This window comes from Saccharopolyspora sp. 6M (genome assembly GCF_020176775.1).
In the GTDB taxonomy this organism is placed as follows: domain Bacteria; phylum Actinomycetota; class Actinomycetes; order Mycobacteriales; family Pseudonocardiaceae; genus Saccharopolyspora_C; species Saccharopolyspora_C gregorii.
Genome location: NZ_JAIUJZ010000139.1, coordinates 15,131 through 31,631 on the forward strand (window position 1 = coordinate 15,131; position 16,501 = coordinate 31,631).

The window sequence follows — 16,501 nt, forward strand, 5'->3', positions numbered from 1 at the left end:
TCAGCGGTGGAAGAACCGCTCGTTGTCCGCATCGACGGCGGCGTAGGTGGAACCGTTCGCGTGCAGCTCCGCCGAGGCGCGCTCCGTGATCTCCAGCGCTCCGGCCGCGGCACGGACGAGCTCTGCGATCAGCGCGGTCACCGCCGCGGAGGACGGACCCGCGTCCACCTCCGGCGGCGGACTCGATATCGCCATTCCCGCGGTGGAGCCGTGCAGGCCGAACGCCAATCGGCCGATCACGTCCGGGTCGACTCGAAATCCCATGTCGCGCGCTCCTCAACCAGCCGGAGAGCCTTCGAGATCGAAGGTAGCGAAGCGGCGGATCCAGCAATAGCGGATATCTACTCACCACACGATCAGCCGATACCGTTGACGCCATCGAGCAATTGATCAGCACACGGCGATACGCGCGGTCGATCCACCGCGACCGTCAATCCATCGATCCGGGCGAACGAAAACGAGAGCGGCCACGACCGGAGGATCGGGCTGACCTATTCGGAATATTCGCCGAAATGGGCTCCTGCTCGGAATATCCCGGGAGCAGTTCACTCCCGGAATGTTCTACCCGCCCGTTCGCCGCTCACGCGTTCCGCGGGTCCAGCACGCTGTCCACGGCCAAGTGGAGGGTGTTCGTCTCGTCGGCGAGCAGCGAGTCGCCGGCGGGCAGCGCGCGCTCCAGCGCCAGCCCGTTGAGGACCGTCAGCAGGAACTTCGCGCGCCGCGCGTTGTCTCCCGCCGGGAGCACGCCCTCGTCCACCAGGACCGACAGCCAGTACTCGGTGCGGCGCCGCCCCTCACGTTCCATGCCGAGGTGCGCCTGCCTGATCTCCTCGGTCGGCTCGGGGGCGATGAACGCCTCGTAGACCTTCCCGAAGGCCGCCCGCGCCTGCTGCCCCGCCCCGGCGGGCGCGAGCACCTGCCGCAGGCAGGCGACCAGCCGGTCCCGCGGCGACCTCGACCGGTCGTGGATCGGGTCGTCGGAGGCCACCAGGCCGTAGATCCCGGCGAGCACCGCTTCCCGCAGTTCCTGCTGGGTCGGGAAGTGGTACCGCAGCGAACCCGTGCTCACCCCGGCCCGCGCCGCGACCGCGCGCACGCTCAACCGGGCGGCGGCGTCCTCGCCGAGCATCGTCGCCGCTGCCACCAGGATCCGGTGCCGGGTGCTCAGCACCGGGTCGTCCCCGTCGTCCATGTCCACCTCCACCCGCACTGTACTGGTACACCGTGCTGGTGCTTTTCCAACACGCTGTGCTAGCGTCCTGTTCCAGATTCTAGTACAGCGTGTTGCACGGAAAAGGGGCGGGGCATGTTCGAGGAATGGCGGCACCGGCGCGCCGCAGCGCGGGTCAAGAGCGGGGACGGACGCCCCCTGAATCCCTTCCGCTGGTGGCAGCAGTTCAGCCGCTCCCTGTTCCACCTGCGCACCGGCGAGGGCACGGACTACGCCGTCGACGTCCGGCTCTGGGGCGACAAGACCACCGGCGAGGTCAAGGCGGACCTGTACCGCGACGGCAGGCACCACGCCGTCGCCAAGCTCCCCGCGGTCTTCCCCGTCGACGGCGGCACCATCGAAGTCGCGGTCAGCCGTGCCGGTCTCAAGCGCTGCCACCACGTCACCGCCGCGGGCGAGCAGCAGCTCGTCCCCGACCCGAGGTCCGCCGAAGGGCGCCGGGCCCGGCTCGACCGCGACCACCCCGCCGCGAGCCGCGCGCTCGGCCACCTCTCGGTGGCGCTGCTGGTCATCGGCGTCGCCCTGCTCGTCCTGCAGGTCGCCGAACCGATCTCCCGGATCCCGCCCATCGCCGAGAACATCGGGATCTTCACCTCGCCGCTGCACCTGCCGCTGTGGCTCAACACCACCCTCACCATCGGCGCGGCGCTGGCCAGCACCGAACGCGCCCTCCGGATGCGCCACCACTGGCTGCTCGACGGCGCCGGGAGCTGACGGCCGAACGGCCCGCTCGCCCAGTGCGCCTGGTCGGGCGGGCCGTGCACAGCTCTTCGGAGCGAGCGATCAGGAATCGACCGGCAGCACGTTCGGCACGATCATCGGGCGGCGGCGGTACTTGTCCGCCACCCACTTGCCGACCACGCGGCGCACGGCCTGCGCGATGCGGTGCGTGTCGGTGATCCCCTCCGACTCGGTGCGGGCCAGCTCCATCTCCACCAGCGGCACCACGTCGTCCAGCGCCTTCGGGTCGTCGGAGAAACCGCGCCCGGACAACGTCGGGCGGGACACCGCGCGGCCCGTCGCCGCCTCGACCGCCACGGTGATCGAGATGAACCCGCCCTCGCCCAGCACCAGCCGGTCCGACAGCGTCGACTCACCCACGTCGCCCACGGACAGGCCGTCCACGTAGACGTGGCCCACCTCGACGCGGCCCGAGACCCGCGCGATGCCGTCGACCATGTCGACCACCACGCCGTCCTCGGCGATCACCACGCGCTCCGCCGGAACCCCCGTCAACCGGGCCAGCTCCGCGTTCGCGCGCAGGTGCCGCCACTCGCCGTGCACCGGCATCACGTTGCTCGGGCGCACCGCGTTGTACAGGTACAGCAGCTCACCGGCGGAGGCGTGACCCGAGACGTGGACCTTCGCCCCGCCCTGGTGCACCACGTCCGCACCCAGCCGCACCAAGCCGTTGACCACGCCGAACACCGCGGTCTCGTTGCCCGGGATCAGCGAGGACGCCAGCACCACGGTGTCCCCGGCGCGGATCCGGATCTGCTTGTGCTCGCCGCGCGCCATCCGGGACAGCGCCGACAGCGGCTCGCCCTGCGAACCGGTCGAGACGAACAGCACCAGGTGCTCCGGCATCGCCAGCGCCTCGTCCAGCTCCACCAGCAGGCCCGGCGGCACCCGCAGGATGCCCAGGTCGTTCGCGATGCCCATGTTGCGCACCATCGACCGGCCCACGAAGCACACCTTGCGGCCGTGCTGCTCGGCGACGTCCAGCACCTGCTGCACGCGGTGCACGTGGCTGGCGAAGCACGCCACGATCAGCCGCTGCGTCGCCTTCCCGATCACCCGGTCCAGCACCGGGCCGATCTCGCGCTCCGGCGTCACGAACCCGGGGACCTCGGCGTTCGTCGAGTCCACCAGGAACAGGTCCACGCCCTCGTCGCCCAGCCGCGAGAACCCGGCCAGGTCGGTGAGCCTGCCGTCCAGCGGCAGCTGGTCCAGCTTGATGTCCCCGGTGTGCAGCACCACCCCGGCCGGCGTGCGGATCGCCACCGCCAACGCGTCCGGGATCGAGTGGTTGACCGCGAAGAACTCCAGGTCGAACACGCCGTGCTTGCTGTGCTGTCCCTCGGTGACCTCGACCAGCACCGGGTCCTGCCGGTGCTCCTTGCACTTGGCGGCCAGCAGCGCCAGCGTGAACTTCGACCCCACCACCGGCAGGTCCGGGCGCAACCGCAGCAGGAACGGCACCGCACCGATGTGGTCCTCGTGGCCGTGCGTGAGCACCAGGGCCTCGACGTCGTCCAGCCGGTTCTCGATCGCCCCGAAGTCGGGCAGGATCAGGTCCACGCCGGGCGAGTCGTCCTCCGGGAACAGCACACCGCAGTCGACGATGAGCAGCTTGCCCTCGTGCTCGAACACGGTCATGTTCCGGCCGACCTCGCCGATGCCGCCCAAGGCGGTCACCCGCAGGCCGCCCTCGGGCAGCGCCGGTGGTGGCGCCGAGGCCGTCGGGGTCACGGGCTGGTGTTCGGAAGCTGTTGCGCGAGCGCTCAACGCGTCACCTCTGCTGCGGCGTCGGGATTGACCAGGACCAGACCGGCGTCCCACAGATCACTCGTGATCACCCGCACCTGCTCGTCGGTGGCCTGCGGCAGCGGCAGCCGGGGATGCCCCGTCTCGTAGCCGCACAGCCGCATCGCCGTCTTCGAGAACACCACGCCGCCGACGAAGTTCATCGACCGGTACACCGGCATCAGCCCGACGTGCACCTCGCGCGCGGTGGCGATGTCGCCCGCCTCGAACGCGTCGAGCATCTTGCGCAGCCGGTCGCCGACCACGTGCCCGATGACGCTGACGAAACCGACGGCGCCCACGGACAACCACGGCAGGTTCAGCGGATCCTCGCCCGAGTAGTAGGCCAGGTCGCTGTTCGACAGCACCTCGCTGCCCGCCCACAGGTCGTGCTTGGAGTCCTTGACGGCCTTGATCTGCGGGTGCTCCGCCAGCCGCTTCAACGTGTCCGTGTGGATGGGCACCACGGAGCGCGGCGGGATGTCGTAGAGCATCACCGGCAGCTCCGTCGCATCGGCCACCGTCGTGAAGTGCGACAGCAGGCCCTCCTGCGGCGGGCGGGAGTAGTACGGGGTCACCACGAGCAGCCCGTGCGCACCGGCCTTCTCCGCGGTGCGGGCCAGCTCCACCGAATGGGCGGTGTCGTTCGTGCCCGCTCCCGCTACCACCGTCGCGCGGTCCCCCACCGCTTCGACGACGGCGCGCAGCAGCTGCTCCTTCTCGTCATCACTGGTCGTGGGGCTCTCGCCCGTGGTGCCGTTGACGACCAGGCCGTCGTTGCCGACGTGATCGACGAGGTAGGTCGCGAGCTCCTGAGCCAGCGCCAGGTCGAGCTTCCCGTCCGCGTCGAACGGCGTCACCATGGCGGTCAGGACCCGGCCGAACGGCCGTCCTTCAGTGGCGGTGGGACAGACGGTCATGGCCCTGACGCTACCTGGTGAGCCCACTGGTCAGCGCGCCGCATCGGCCACCACCGGCGCCGCACCCGGCCCGGCTCGAAGATCGCGGAAACTCGACGGCCGAGCCCGTCCGGAACCGGCCGTGTTCCCGCTGATCAGCGCCGCGACGGGCGGATTTCCGGTGCCAGCGCGCGAAATCGGCCGGTGCGGCAGCGCTGGCGCAGGTCCCGCACCAGGCCGAACGCGCGCCGCCGGGCCGCCGAACGGGTTCGGCGACCGCCGTCAGAACGAGCGGCGCAGGTCCTCGACCGCGAGGACGTCCGCGTCGTTGCCGTCGATGTCCACCCGCGCCTGCTTGCGGCCGAACGCGTGCAGCAGCAGCTCGCTGGGCTCACCGCTGAAGCGCACCGTGCGCGGCCCGCGCTTCGCGGCGATCTCGGTGCCGTCGGGGCGGCGCAGCACCACGCCCACCGGACTGCGGCCGTAGAAGACCTTCGCGACCCTGCTCAGCGACTTCCACAGCGCCTCCTCCCGCTCCGGGTCGGTGGGGCGCGACTGCCAGCCGGGCTGGGCGCGGCGGACGTCCTCGTGGTGCACGAAGAACTCGGCGGTGTTGACGGCCTCGTCCACGGCGCCGATCGCCAGCGGGTTCCACTTGGGGGCGCCTTCGCGGACGGTGCCGATCAGCTCCGGCCACGGCTTGTCCCGCAGCTCCTGCTCGATCTTGTCGCCGCGCTCGGCGAGCGCCTTGACGAACTTGCCCGCCAGCGCGTCCGGGCGGCGTTCCCGCAGCACCAGGTGCACCGCGAGGTCCTTGGTCTTCCACTCGCCGCACAGCGTCGGCGCGTCCGGCCCGACCTGGTCGAACAGGTCGCACAGTTCCCGGCGTTCGTCGTTGGCCACACCCATGCGGCCACCTTACCGGGGTTCAGCTCCCCGTGACGGAGGTCATCGGCGGACTGCCGTCGGCGCTGGGCGCGTAGCGCCCCGGTCGTTCGACGGGTCGCCGTCCGCCGAGGTGGCCCGCTCGTCCTCCCACGCCTCGCGGGTGGGGACCACCGCGCCACAGCGCAGCGCGGCCGGGAGCTCGATCGCGCCGGTGGCGAAGCGTGCGCCGCCCGGGCGACCGGCTCGTTCGTCCCCGGCCCGCTCGTCCCGGCCCGCTCGTCCGAGGCCAGCGGCGACCCGGCGGCGCCCCCGCTGCTCACTCCAGCGCGAGGATCACCGCACCGCGCGTGCCGGATTCCACCCCTTCCGGCCGAATCCGGGTCAGTTCGCGAGCGATCGGGTGAGCTTCGTGCCGTCGGTGCTGCGCAGGTAGCAGAGCACGGTCTGCGCGCCGCCGTCGGTGTCGGAGTCGTCGTCCGCGGCGGTCCGCCGCTTCAGCTCCCACGCCTGCTCGGTCGGCACCAGCGCCCCGTAGCGCAGCGCCGCGTCCTTGCCCGGCAGCTCGACCTCGGCGGAGGCGAAGTAGGCGCCGCACAGCGCTTCGCCGAACCGCGCCAGCTGCTCCGCGCCGGGGTAGGCGGTGTCGCTGCTCGCGCTGCTGCCGAACGGGGAACCGTCGGTGTAGACCTCGAAGTCGTGCGGTTCCGAGCAGGACCCGACCTGCTCCTCGGGCACGCTCGCGCCCGCGGCGGGGACGCCCGTGCCGCAGGATTCGATCTTGCTGGCTTCGAAGGTGGTCAGGTCGCCGTCCGGCCCGTAGGTCAGCGTCGGCAGCTCCGCCTCCGGCGGCCCCGGCACCAGCGCGAACCGCCCGATCAGCAGGCCCGCCACCAGCAGCACCACCGCCGCCACCGCCGCGGCGCGCCACGGGGTCCGGCGGCCGGCGGGCAGCGGCGCGGTCGGCGCGGCCTGCACCCGGGTGCCCACCTGATCGCCCGCCAGCAGCGCGCGGGCCTGCGCCGGGGTGAACCGGGCGCGCGGGTCCGCGATGAGCAGACCCGTGATCAACGAACCGAGCGGGCCCTGGGTGCGGGTCAGCGCGGGCGTCTCGTTGAGCACCGCGTGCAGCGTCGCCGCCGTGGTCCGCCGCTCGAACGGCAACCAGCCCTCCGCGGCGAAGAACAACGTCGCGCCCAGCGACCACAGATCACCCGCCGGGGTGGCATCGGCTCCCTGGATGCGCTCCGGAGCCATGAACGACGGCGAGCCGACGATGCTGCCGCTGCTGGTCAGCCGCGGGTCGTCCACGGTCTGCGCGATGCCGAAGTCGGCGAGCTTCACGACCCCGTCGGCGATCATGATGTTGCTGGGCTTCACGTCGCGGTGCACGATCCCGGCCGCGTGCGCCGCCTCCAGCGCGGACAGCAACCGCCGCGCGAGGTCGGCGACCCGCTCCGGCGGCATCGGCCCGCACCGGGCGACGAGCTCGCTGAGCGTCCCGGCCTGCACCAGCTCCATGACGATGAACGTGCCGCCGCCTTCGCTGAGCACGTCGTGCACGGTGACCACGCCGGGGTCGCTGAGCCGCCCGGCGGTGCGGGCCTCCCGCAGCACCCGCTCCTCGAACACGGCGCGTTCGGCGGGCGGCACCCCGTCCGGCACGTGCAGCTGCTTGATCGCGACCTCGCGACCGATCACCTGGTCCCAGGCCCGCCAGACGATGCCCATGCCGCCGCGCCCCAGCTCACCGGTCACCCGGTAGCGGTCGCCGATGGTGCGCGCCAGCGCGTCCGTCCGCTCCACCACGGACCCTCCCCCACGTCAGTCCTGGTCGAGATCATCTCATCGGACGCGGGAGGGGCTCGCGCGGTTCCGCGTTCAGCCCTCGGCAACGAACGGGCTGGAAGCGACCTCGGAGCCGTCCCGGAGCGCGGTGATCTCGAAATCGCCGAACACGTTCGGGGCGGCCCGCTGCAGCTGCCGCAGGCATTCGACGGCCAGCGCCCGGATCTCCACGTCGGCGTGCTCGCTGGCGCGCATCGCCACGAAGTGCCGCCAGGCGCGGTAGTTGCCGGTGACCACGATCCGGGTCTCGGTCGCGTTGGGCAGCACCGAGCGCGCGGCCTGCCTGGCCTGCTTGCGGCGCAACGTGGCCTGCGGCTCGTCGGCGAACTTCTCCTGCAGGGCGTCCAGGAGTTCGGTGTAGGCGGCGACGCTCGCCTCCGTCGCGCGGACGAACCTCGCGTGCAGCTCCGGGTCCTCGGCGATGACGTCGGGCTCGACCACCGCCGCGTCCCGCTCGGGCACGTAGCGCTGCGAGAGCTGCGAGTAGGAGAAGTGCCGGTGGCGGATCAGCTCGTGGGTCAGCGACCGGGACATCCCGGTCAGGTAGAAGGTGACCGACCCGTGCTCCAGCACCGAGAGGTGGCCGACCTCCATGATGTGCCGCAGGTAGCCCTCGTTGGTGGCCGTGGCCGGGTTCGGCTTGTGCCACGACTGGTAGCAGGCCCGGCCGGCGAACTCCGCGAGCGCCTGGCCGCCGTCCGCGTCGGTGGACCAGTCCACGTCGGCGGGCGGGAAGAACTCGGTCTTGCCGATGAGCTGGACCTTCGGCGGCACGATGTCGGTCACGGTGCGCGGATCCCCTTCTGCCTCGCGGACGAACCCGGATGGTCCCGCCGCGTCCCGGGCGGGCGGCGGCGGTTTCCCGAGCGTATCCGGCGGCCGGGGCGGCGGGATCCGGCCGGGGACCGGCGATGGCGGCACGCCCGGGACCTGCTGACACCATCGTGTCGTTGCGCGACGCCATCCATGACGCCATAGTGGTGTCATGGATCTCAGCCCGTACATCGCACAGCTCCGGGAAGACCTCGGTTCCGCCGCCTCGGCGGGCGACGAGCAGACCCGGCAGACCGCCGCGGCGCTCTCCGCCGCGATCGAACCCGCTGCCCGCTTGGCGATCATGAACGCGCTCTCCGACCTCGCCGCCGAGGTGACCACGCACCTCGACGGGGAAGTCGTCGACCTCCGGCTCGTCGGCCGGGCCGTCCGCGTCGTCGTCGGCGGTCCGGGCGGCGCCCCGCGCGCCGCGGCCGCCGAGGAGGAACGACCACCACCTCCGCCGCCCGGCGCCGACGGCGGCGACATCAGCCGCATCACGCTGCGACTGCTCGACGAGATCAAGTCGCAGGCCGAGCAGGCCGCCTCCACCCAGGGCGTCTCGCTGAACACGTGGGTCGCGCAGGCGGTGCAGGGCGCGCTGCACGGCGGCAGGCCGCGCGGACCGTGGGACCACCACCGCCCGGGTCGGGGACCCGGTGGCTGGGGACCGCCCGGGGCGGGCCGCTGGCGCCCCGACGGACCCGACGACGGTCCCGGGTCGCGGCTGCACGGCTGGGTGCACGGCTGAGCGCGGGAAGGCGGTGGTGGTGATGAACGGCAACGGCGCGGACGAGCAGGACCCCCGGGACGCCGAGGAATCGGCCGGCCTGGTGCGCACGCAGGACTTCGACACGGCGGCACCTATCGAGGTGGACATCGGCAACAGCCTCGGCTCGATCACGGTCGAGCTGAGCGCCACGGCGGTCACGCACGTCGAGGTCCGCCACGATTCGGCCCCGGGTGGTGGCGATTGGCGCAGCGGGCTCACCGGGCTGCTCAGCTGGGTCAGCGAGCAGTTCGGGGAGGCGGCGACGCGCGGCGGCACCGGCGACCGCGGCACCGGTGACCGCGGTCCCGGCGAGCGCGGCCCGGGCGAGCGGCCCTTTGGCCGCTCCGGGCCTCGCGAACCGGTGGCCGAGGCGGTGCGGCAGACCCGCATCGACCTCACCGGCAACAGGTTGGCGGTGCGCACCCCCACCACGGTGCCGCTGCGCGCCGTACCGCTGTCCGTGCTGGTCCGGGCGCCCGAGGATTCCCAGCTCGCGATCCGCGCGGGCGCCGGGGAAGTGCGGGTGACCGGGCCGGCGGGCCGGGTGCACGTGCAGTCCGGCGGTGGCGCGGTGTCGGTCGAGCGGGCCGGTGGCAGCACCGTCGCCCGCACCGGTTCCGGTGCGCTGCACCTCGGCGAGATGGCCGGTGGGGTGCAGGCGCGCAGCGGCAGCGGGGACGTGGAGATCGCCGCGGTGCGCTCCGCATCCTCGGTGGTCACCGGCAGCGGCGCGGTGTGGCTGGGCACCGTGGACTCGGACGTGCTGGTGCGCTCCGGCAGCGGGGACGTCGGCATCGCCGAGGCCCGCTCCGGTCAGGTCGAGCTGATCACCGGTTCCGGAGAGCTGCGGATCGCCCTCCCGCGGGGCACCGATGCGGAGGTCGACCTGACCTCCAGCACCGGCACCGTGGACAGCGAACTCGACGTGTCCGGGCAACCGACCGCGCAGGAACCGGCGCTGCGGATCTTCGGGCGCACCGGCAGCGGCGACGCCCTGCTCACCTCCGCGGTGTGAGCGCGCGCAACGCCTCGACGAGGTGGGCGTCACCGCGCGAGCCGACCTCCACCCCGTCCAGACCCAGCCAGTCGGCCATCTCGGTGAGCGCATCCGCGAGTTCCGGAACAGCCGCACCGAGGTCGTGACCGGGCTCGGCGAAGGCCCCCGGAACCCGGAGGACCTTCGCCGCCCGGTCGGCCTTCAGATCCACGCGACCGACGAGCTCACCGTCGAGGAGGAAGGGGAACACGTAGTAGCCGTACTGCCGCTTCGGTTCCGGCACGTAGATCTCGATGCGGTAGCGGAAGCCGAACAACCGCTCCGCGCGGGAGCGCTCCCAGACCAGCGGATCGAACGGGCACAGCAGGGCTCGGCCGCGGACCGCGCGCGGGGTGCGGGCGTCGCGGTGCAGGTACGCCTGCTTGGTCCAGCCCTCGACGGCGACCGGCTCCAGCTCACCGCTTTCGACGAGCTCGGCGACGGCCTGCCTGGACTGCTGCGGACTCAGCCGGTAGTAGTCGCGCAGATCGGTCTCGGTGGCCACCCCGTGGGCTTCGGCGGAGCGGCGCACCAGTTCGCGGACCGCGTCCTCGACCGCCGGGTCCTGGGCCAGCACCTCGGGCGGCAGCACCCGCTCCGGCAGGTCGTAGAGCCGTTCGAAGCCCTTGCGGGTGCCGGTGGTGAGCTCGCCCATCGCGAACAGCAGCTCGCACACCCGCTTGGTGTCGGTGCGGTTCCACCACGGCCCGCGACCCTGCCGGACTCCGCCGCCGAGCTCGCGTTCCAAGGTGCCCGCGCCCACCGGGCCGAGGTCCTTCACCGCGGCGAGCACGTCGTCGACGAGCCCGGGCGCCGTCTCCAGCAGTTCCCGGGAACGACTGCGCCAGGCACCGCCGTGCTCCCGCATCCGCCAGCGCAGCAGCGGCCAGTCCCGCACCGGGATCAGCGAGGCTTCGTGCGCCCAGTACTCGACGAGCAACCGGGGTTTCGCGGCGGTCGGCGCCCAGGCCGCGTCGTCCACGAGCCGGGCCGGGTAGGAGCCGAGTCGGCTGAACAGCGGCATGTAGTGCGCGCGCACCGCGACGTTCACCGAGTCGAGCTGCAACAGCTTGGTGCGCCCCAGCGCCCGGTTCAGGTGCTGGCGGGTGGGTCGTCCGGTGGGGCGGCTGTCGGCGAACCCCTGCGCGGCCAACGCGGTGCGCCGGGCCGCCGCGGTGCTCATGGTCTGCATCCGCCGCATGCTGCCATCCCGCACCGACACGCCCGCTCGCGCCGACACGCCGGTTCGCATAGGCGGAGCCAGCTGCACCGGCGGACCAACCGAAACCTCCAACCGGCCCCACCCGCTTCGCCGGCCAGCTTCGCCGGCCCGGGCCACCCGACCGCCCCGCCTCGGGCGCTAGGTTGGCGCGCATGGCCGATGCCGAGGTGCGGGCTGCGACGCCCGCCGATGCCCCCGAGATCGCCCGAGTGCAGCTCTCGACCTGGCGCAGCGCCTACGCGGACCTGCTGCCAGCGGAAGTGCTGGCGGGCTTGGACGAGGCGGAGACGACGCGGCAGTGGACCGAGGCGGTCGCCGGTGGTCCGGTGGCGGTGCTGGTCGCCACCGAAGGCGACCACCTGGTCGGTTTCTGCGCGGCGGGCGCCGCTCCCGAGCAGGAGGCCGCGGCGGCGGACGGCGCGGTGCCGCCGGACCTCGCCGAGGTGGCGTGGGTGAGCACGCTGTTGGTGGAGCCGCGGTGGGGACGTCGCGGCCACGGCGGCCGGTTGCTGGCGACGATGGCGCAACGCCTCGCCGACGGTGGCGCGGCCCGCGGCATCAGCTGGGTGCCGGAGGCCGATTCGGTGTCGCTGGCGTTCTTCGAGCACGCGGGCTGGTTGCCGGACGGCACGGTCCGCACCTTGGACGCGGGCGGCCGACCGATGCGCGAGCTGCGCCTGACCGGCCCGCTGGACCTGGACCTGCACTGACGCCACCGAGCGGCCAGCCCGCCGAGACCGGGCCCTCCGCCGTGCTCGACCGCCGAGGCAGATCCCCGAGCGGACCGGGCCGGTAGGCCGTTCACCTGCTCCGACCGTGCGGGATGCGGCGGGCCGCCACCCGCCGCGCAGCGCGGGCCGAGTTCGGCGTCAGCACCCCGTCACGCATTGCTAGCCTGTGGCGGACCGCACTCCGACGCCCGGGTGGACCTGTGCTGACCTCGATCTGCTTGATCGCGACCGCTTTCGGCATGGCGGTGGCCTCCGCACTCCTCCCCGTGATCAGCGTGGAGATCTTCGTGATCGGCCTGGTCGTGAAGAGCCCCGAAGTCCCGTGGTGGCTGCTGGCGCTGGTGGTGACGATCGGCCAGATCGGCGGCAAGTTGCTGTACTTCTACGCGGCGCGCGGCGTGATCCGGCTGCCGCGGTTCCTGCAGCGCAAGAGCGAGCCGGGCGAGCCCCGCGGCCGGTGGGCGGCGTGGCTGGAGCGGTTCCGCCTCGGCTGCCAGCACCGTCCGATGTGGACGGGCGGGGTGCTGCTGCTGAGCGCGGTGGCGAGCCTGCCCCCGTTCCTCGCGACCTGCGTGGCCGCCGGCTGGGCGCGGGTGCCGCTGAGCACCTTCCTGGTGACCGGCCTGGTGGGGCGCTTCGTCCGGTTCGCGGCGCTGGCGGTCGCACCAGGAGCGATGATCGCCTGGTTGTGAGCGTGCGGACGCCGCCGCACGCGGTCCACGTCCGGTGCGACGGCGCCCGCTGCTCGTGAACAGCACGGATCGGCGCTCATGTCGATCAGGGCAGCGGCAGGAGCTTCCCGGGCACGTCGGCGAGCGAATCGAGCAGGCCCAGCACCGGAACGCCCAGCGGCGCGAACGTCCAGATGTTGTTCAGGTCGCCGGTGTCGGGCTCGTCGACGATGACGACGCCGCCCGGGTCGGGGGCGGCCTGCGGTGCGGCGATGGCGGCGGTGGCGGAACCGAGCAGGGCGGTCCCGGCGAGCGCGGTGGCGGCCAGGCCGCGGCGCACAGCGGTGTTCATCAGCGGTGTTCCTCTCCGATCGGGCAGCTGGCGGTGGGTCAGCTGAGGGCGTCGAGCAGGCCGACGACGGGGTTGAGCGCGGCGGTGGGCAGGCCGACGGTGGGGCTCAGCAGCCCGCCCGCGTCGACGCCGGGGATCACCCAGATCGACGGCGGGTCGGCCTGCGCGACTCCGGCGCCGAGCCCGAGCAGGGCGAGGCTGGTGACGGTCGCGGCCGTCAGCCTGGCGAGGCTCTTCGACATGGTGCTTCTCCTCGTTTCTCTCCATCCCGCCCGAACCGGCGGGAAGTCGGACGCCCCACGGCGGCTCGCCACCGCGCGGGCGGTTCAGCAGACCGAGTCGGTGGGCTTCGGATTGCCCAGCCCGAACAGCGGCCGCAGCAGCAGTCCCGCGTAGGTCCCGATGATGGCGACGACGCCCCACAGCCAGCCGTGCAGGCTGAACGAGGCGATGCCGGAGAAGTAGGCGCCGATGTTGCAGCCACCGGCGAGCCGGGCGCCGAGTCCCATCAGGATCCCGCCGAGCACGGCGCCGACGGCGAGCCGCCACGGGATGCGGCGGTGCAGCACGAACGCGCCGGCCGCGGCGGAGGCCACCAGGGCGCCGATCATGATGCCGAAGTCCATCACCGAGATCTTGTCGGCGAGCACGGACGCGTCGAGCTTCGCGGCGTTCTCCGGCACCGTCCAGAACGGCGCACCGGAGATGTCGACGCCGATCCAGCCGAGGAACTTCGCGCCCCACAGGCCGAACGCGGACGTGATGCCCCACGGTCCGCCGGAGATGAACAGGGTCAGCGCGTTCAGCCCGGCGAGCAGCAGCGCGCCGGCCCACAGCGGCCACGAGCCGCGCAGCACGCGCAGCAGGCCCTGCGCGGTGGGCGGCGCTTCGATCGGCGGCGGGGTGCGGCGGCGTTCGACGAGCAGCGAGACGCCGACGACCGCTCCGATGATGAGCAGCGAGATCAGCAACGCCCCCGGGTAGCCGAGCGGGGTGTCCGCGAAGGACACGGTCGGCCCGGTCTTCTGCAGCGCGCTGATCCACGGGGTGAGGAAGGCGCTGAGCACGGACCCGGCGATGAACCCGCCGAGGGTGTAGAGGATCGCGGTCTGCCCGCTGCCGACGGCGAACAGGGTGCCGGAGGCGCAGGAGCCGCCGACCTGCATGCCGACGCCGAACAGGAACGAGCCGAGGACCACGCCCAGCCCGGCGGGCGCCACGGTCCCTTCCGGGGTGCCGGAGAGCCCGGCGCCGGTGCCGAGGATGACGGCGAACAGCACGCACGCGACGGCCAGCATCAGCATGTGCGCGCGCAGTGCACGCCCTTGCCCGACGGCGACGAGCTGCCGCCAGGCGGAGGTGAACCCGAACCGGGAGTGGAACAGCACGCCGCCGAGCGCGAGGCCGACGACGTAGAGCACGGCGAGCTTCCAGCCGGCCGCGCTGGCGACGGCGAGGCCGACGACGGCGGCGAGCAGGATGCCGATGGTGACGACGCCGGGGCGTGCGGGTGGTGCCTGCGGCGCGGGTGGCGCCGGTGTTCTGGGTGCTTCAGCGGTGTCCACTGCGGACATGTCGTTGCTCCTCGTTTCGGGGGCCGGTGGCGGTATCAGGGGGCCAGCGGCCCGGAGACCGCGACCACGGTGCCATGCGGAACCCACTGACCGGCGGGTTCGGAACCGTGCATTCCGCCACGCATGCCGGGCATGTCCATCTGCATCGCGTCGACCTGGGCGGAGGCGTAGATCACGACGGGGTCGTGCGCGCGTTGCCCGCGGGCGGCGAGCCAGGTGTGGAATCCGGCGACGGACGGCGGTTCGCCACCGAACGACGTGGACAGCGCCATGCCGTATTCCAGCGAGCGGTATTCGCGGGGGTCGAAGCGCAGCGGCACCGCGGAGCTGGCGATGCCGGTGGTGACGGGGCTGTGCAGCAGCCAGGGCGCGAGGTGCACGCCGTAGGCGTAGGTGGGCGCGGTGTGCTGGGTCGCCGCGACGGTGTCGAGGCGCCGGGCCGCGTCGGTCCAGCTGCCGACGAGGACGAGCGCGTTGTCGGGGGCCGGGCGGTCGCCGACGGGGATCCGGGCTTGCCGGGCGGCGTCGCGGACGACGTCGGCGGCGGCGCGAGATCGGGGCGAGTCGTCGCCGAGGACGGTGATGCCGGGCGCCCCGTTGCGCTGGACGTAGCCGACGAGGGTGCGCAGCCCGGCGGCGTCCTGCACGGACAGCGCGTCGGCGGGGCACCCGTCGAGCGGGACGCGCTGCCCGGCGACGAGGGCGGCGAGCGCGGTGCTGGCGCATTCCGGCCCGTCGCCGGAGGTGGCGGCAGGCAGTCCGGGGCCGCTGCCGGTGTCGATTTCGACGTCACCGGTGGTGGCACCGGGGCCGTGGACCTCCAGTTCGCCGCGCCCGGCGGGCAGGTCCACTTCGGCCCAGGTGCCGGAGGTGCCAGGGCGCGCGACGGCGCGCACCGGGCCGCCGCCCGCGTCGACGGTGAACTCGTCGCCCGCGCTCTCCGGCAGGTGCACGAGGTTCTTGCCGGGCCGGTGCGGGGTGACGAGCACCGGCACGTCCTGGTCGCCGACGGCGGCGTGCGCGAGTCGCGGCACTCCCGGCAGCGGGAGTTCCCCGGGCGCCGGGATGCCGGGCAGCACGGTCCAGGCGACGAAGGCGGCGGCGACGGCGACCGCCCCGATCCGGTAGGTCCGCCACGGGTCGCCGCGGCGCAGCAGCACCACGACGACGCCGGCGGCGATCGCGGACGCCGTGATCAGCAGCAGCACGGCGCCGAGCGCGCCGAGCAGCCGCCGGTCGGCGATGCCGGTGAGCAGGAGTTGCGCCGCGGCGGCCGCGAGCAGCACCACGGCGAGCACGATCGCCAGCGGCCGCAGCCGCAGTCCGCCTTCGGGGCGCCGCTCGGCGGGCAGGGTGAGCGCGAACCCGGCGAGCCCGAGCCAGGTGACGGCGGTGGCGGTGACGAGGGTGGTGACGAGGAATTCCGCGGGCGAGTGCCCGAGCGCGCTCTCCACGACGACGAGCGCGGTGAGCGCGAATCCGAGGTAGGCGGCGGGCGTGGGCGCGCGCAGCGCGACCGGCAGCGCCAGCAGCAGCACCGCGTGCACGACGGCGACGGGGACGTTGATGTCGAGCAGCGGGATCGACAGCAGCGCGGCGACCGCGCCCACCCCGGCGGCGGCCCACGCGATCCAGGTGGTGGCGCGGCCGGTGCCGCGCACGGCGGGGCGCAGCAGCCCGAGCCCGGCGGCGACGACGGTGCCGCCGAGCAGCAGCACCCGCAGCACGAGCCCCGCGGCGTCCACTCCGGTCACTCCGGTGCCGGCGTGCATACCGCTCATGTCCATCGTGTTCCTCGTTCCGAACGGGTGCGGGAGGGTTCCGGGAACCCGGGGGGGGGGGGGGCGCGGGCGCGGGGGGGGCCGGCGATCGCCGTCGACCCGGTGGGCGGCGGCGGGAAGGTCTCGGCGCAGGGCGCGGCGTGGCAGTGGCCCGCGGTGC

The 16,501-nt window shown here is 73.3% G+C and carries 17 protein-coding genes; 5 read left to right on the forward strand and 12 right to left on the reverse strand.

Annotated features, from left to right (window positions below; all coding sequences use genetic code 11):
- Both LCD31_RS18585 and LCD31_RS18590 read right to left on the reverse strand, forming a co-directional pair.
- A complete protein-coding gene (locus tag LCD31_RS18585) occupies nucleotides 1–264 on the reverse strand; it encodes a hypothetical protein (protein ID WP_224959802.1) in 264 nt (87 codons plus the stop codon).
- Nucleotides 265–580: 316 nt separating this feature from the next.
- Nucleotides 581–1,192, reverse strand: a complete 612-nt coding sequence (locus LCD31_RS18590; RefSeq protein ID WP_224959803.1) for a TetR/AcrR family transcriptional regulator — start codon at nucleotides 1,190–1,192, stop codon at nucleotides 581–583.
- 114 nt (nucleotides 1,193–1,306) lie between these two features.
- Here LCD31_RS18590 and LCD31_RS18595 point away from each other — a divergent pair, with 114 nt between their 5' ends.
- Nucleotides 1,307–1,945 carry a hypothetical protein gene (locus LCD31_RS18595; protein ID WP_224959804.1) on the forward strand — a complete coding sequence of 213 codons (639 nt, stop codon included), beginning with the start codon at nucleotides 1,307–1,309 and terminating at the stop codon, nucleotides 1,943–1,945.
- Nucleotides 1,946–2,014: 69 nt separating this feature from the next.
- Here LCD31_RS18595 and LCD31_RS18600 read toward each other — a convergent pair whose 3' ends face one another.
- The 5 genes from LCD31_RS18600 to thyX form a co-directional block, all read right to left on the reverse strand.
- Nucleotides 2,015–3,739: a ribonuclease J gene (locus LCD31_RS18600; protein WP_304612900.1), complete on the reverse strand. Its 1,725-nt coding sequence runs from the start codon at nucleotides 3,737–3,739 to the stop codon at nucleotides 2,015–2,017.
- Complete coding sequence (gene dapA, locus LCD31_RS18605) at nucleotides 3,736–4,677, reverse strand: 4-hydroxy-tetrahydrodipicolinate synthase (RefSeq protein ID WP_224959806.1); 942 nt, start codon at nucleotides 4,675–4,677, stop codon at nucleotides 3,736–3,738. The genes LCD31_RS18600 and dapA overlap by 4 nt, the downstream gene beginning before the upstream one ends.
- A gap of 261 nt (nucleotides 4,678–4,938) precedes the next feature.
- A complete protein-coding gene (locus tag LCD31_RS18610; protein WP_224959808.1) occupies nucleotides 4,939–5,565 on the reverse strand; it encodes a TIGR03085 family metal-binding protein in 627 nt (208 codons plus the stop codon).
- A gap of 360 nt (nucleotides 5,566–5,925) precedes the next feature.
- Nucleotides 5,926–7,350: a serine/threonine-protein kinase gene (locus LCD31_RS18615; protein WP_224959809.1), complete on the reverse strand. Its 1,425-nt coding sequence runs from the start codon at nucleotides 7,348–7,350 to the stop codon at nucleotides 5,926–5,928.
- Nucleotides 7,351–7,422: 72 nt separating this feature from the next.
- Nucleotides 7,423–8,175 (reverse strand): FAD-dependent thymidylate synthase, encoded by a 753-nt coding sequence (gene thyX, locus LCD31_RS18620; RefSeq protein WP_224959811.1) that lies wholly within the window; start codon nucleotides 8,173–8,175, stop codon nucleotides 7,423–7,425.
- A 199-nt stretch (nucleotides 8,176–8,374) separates the two neighbouring features.
- On the opposite strand from thyX, the gene LCD31_RS18625 reads away from it, so the two are divergent.
- The gene (locus tag LCD31_RS18625) at nucleotides 8,375–8,953 is read left to right on the forward strand and encodes a toxin-antitoxin system HicB family antitoxin (RefSeq protein WP_224959813.1); all 579 of its coding nucleotides are present in this window, start codon (nucleotides 8,375–8,377) and stop codon (nucleotides 8,951–8,953) included.
- 22 nt (nucleotides 8,954–8,975) lie between these two features.
- Nucleotides 8,976–9,989 (forward strand): DUF4097 family beta strand repeat-containing protein, encoded by a 1,014-nt coding sequence (locus LCD31_RS18630; RefSeq protein WP_224959814.1) that lies wholly within the window; start codon nucleotides 8,976–8,978, stop codon nucleotides 9,987–9,989.
- On the opposite strand, the gene LCD31_RS18635 is transcribed toward LCD31_RS18630, so the two are convergent.
- On the reverse strand, nucleotides 9,973–11,202 hold the full coding sequence (locus tag LCD31_RS18635; protein ID WP_224959815.1) for a winged helix-turn-helix domain-containing protein: 1,230 nt from the start codon (nucleotides 11,200–11,202) through the stop codon (nucleotides 9,973–9,975). The genes LCD31_RS18630 and LCD31_RS18635 overlap by 17 nt on opposite strands.
- Before the next feature lie 182 nt (nucleotides 11,203–11,384).
- Here LCD31_RS18635 and LCD31_RS18640 point away from each other — a divergent pair, with 182 nt between their 5' ends.
- Nucleotides 11,385–11,942 carry a GNAT family N-acetyltransferase gene (locus LCD31_RS18640; RefSeq protein ID WP_224959816.1) on the forward strand — a complete coding sequence of 186 codons (558 nt, stop codon included), beginning with the start codon at nucleotides 11,385–11,387 and terminating at the stop codon, nucleotides 11,940–11,942.
- A gap of 239 nt (nucleotides 11,943–12,181) precedes the next feature.
- The gene (locus tag LCD31_RS18645) at nucleotides 12,182–12,655 is read left to right on the forward strand and encodes a hypothetical protein (protein WP_224959817.1); all 474 of its coding nucleotides are present in this window, start codon (nucleotides 12,182–12,184) and stop codon (nucleotides 12,653–12,655) included.
- A gap of 85 nt (nucleotides 12,656–12,740) precedes the next feature.
- On the opposite strand, the gene LCD31_RS18650 is transcribed toward LCD31_RS18645, so the two are convergent.
- From LCD31_RS18650 to LCD31_RS18665, 4 genes are all read right to left on the reverse strand, one after another.
- On the reverse strand, nucleotides 12,741–12,986 hold the full coding sequence (locus LCD31_RS18650; protein WP_224959818.1) for a hypothetical protein: 246 nt from the start codon (nucleotides 12,984–12,986) through the stop codon (nucleotides 12,741–12,743).
- A 38-nt stretch (nucleotides 12,987–13,024) separates the two neighbouring features.
- The gene (locus LCD31_RS18655) at nucleotides 13,025–13,228 is read right to left on the reverse strand and encodes a hypothetical protein (RefSeq protein WP_224959819.1); all 204 of its coding nucleotides are present in this window, start codon (nucleotides 13,226–13,228) and stop codon (nucleotides 13,025–13,027) included.
- An 84-nt stretch (nucleotides 13,229–13,312) separates the two neighbouring features.
- The gene (locus LCD31_RS18660; RefSeq protein WP_224959820.1) at nucleotides 13,313–14,560 is read right to left on the reverse strand and encodes a YeeE/YedE family protein; all 1,248 of its coding nucleotides are present in this window, start codon (nucleotides 14,558–14,560) and stop codon (nucleotides 13,313–13,315) included.
- A gap of 35 nt (nucleotides 14,561–14,595) precedes the next feature.
- Nucleotides 14,596–16,341, reverse strand: a complete 1,746-nt coding sequence (locus LCD31_RS18665) for a DUF6239 family natural product biosynthesis protein (RefSeq protein WP_224959822.1) — start codon at nucleotides 16,339–16,341, stop codon at nucleotides 14,596–14,598.
- Nucleotides 16,342–16,501 lie beyond the last annotated feature (160 nt).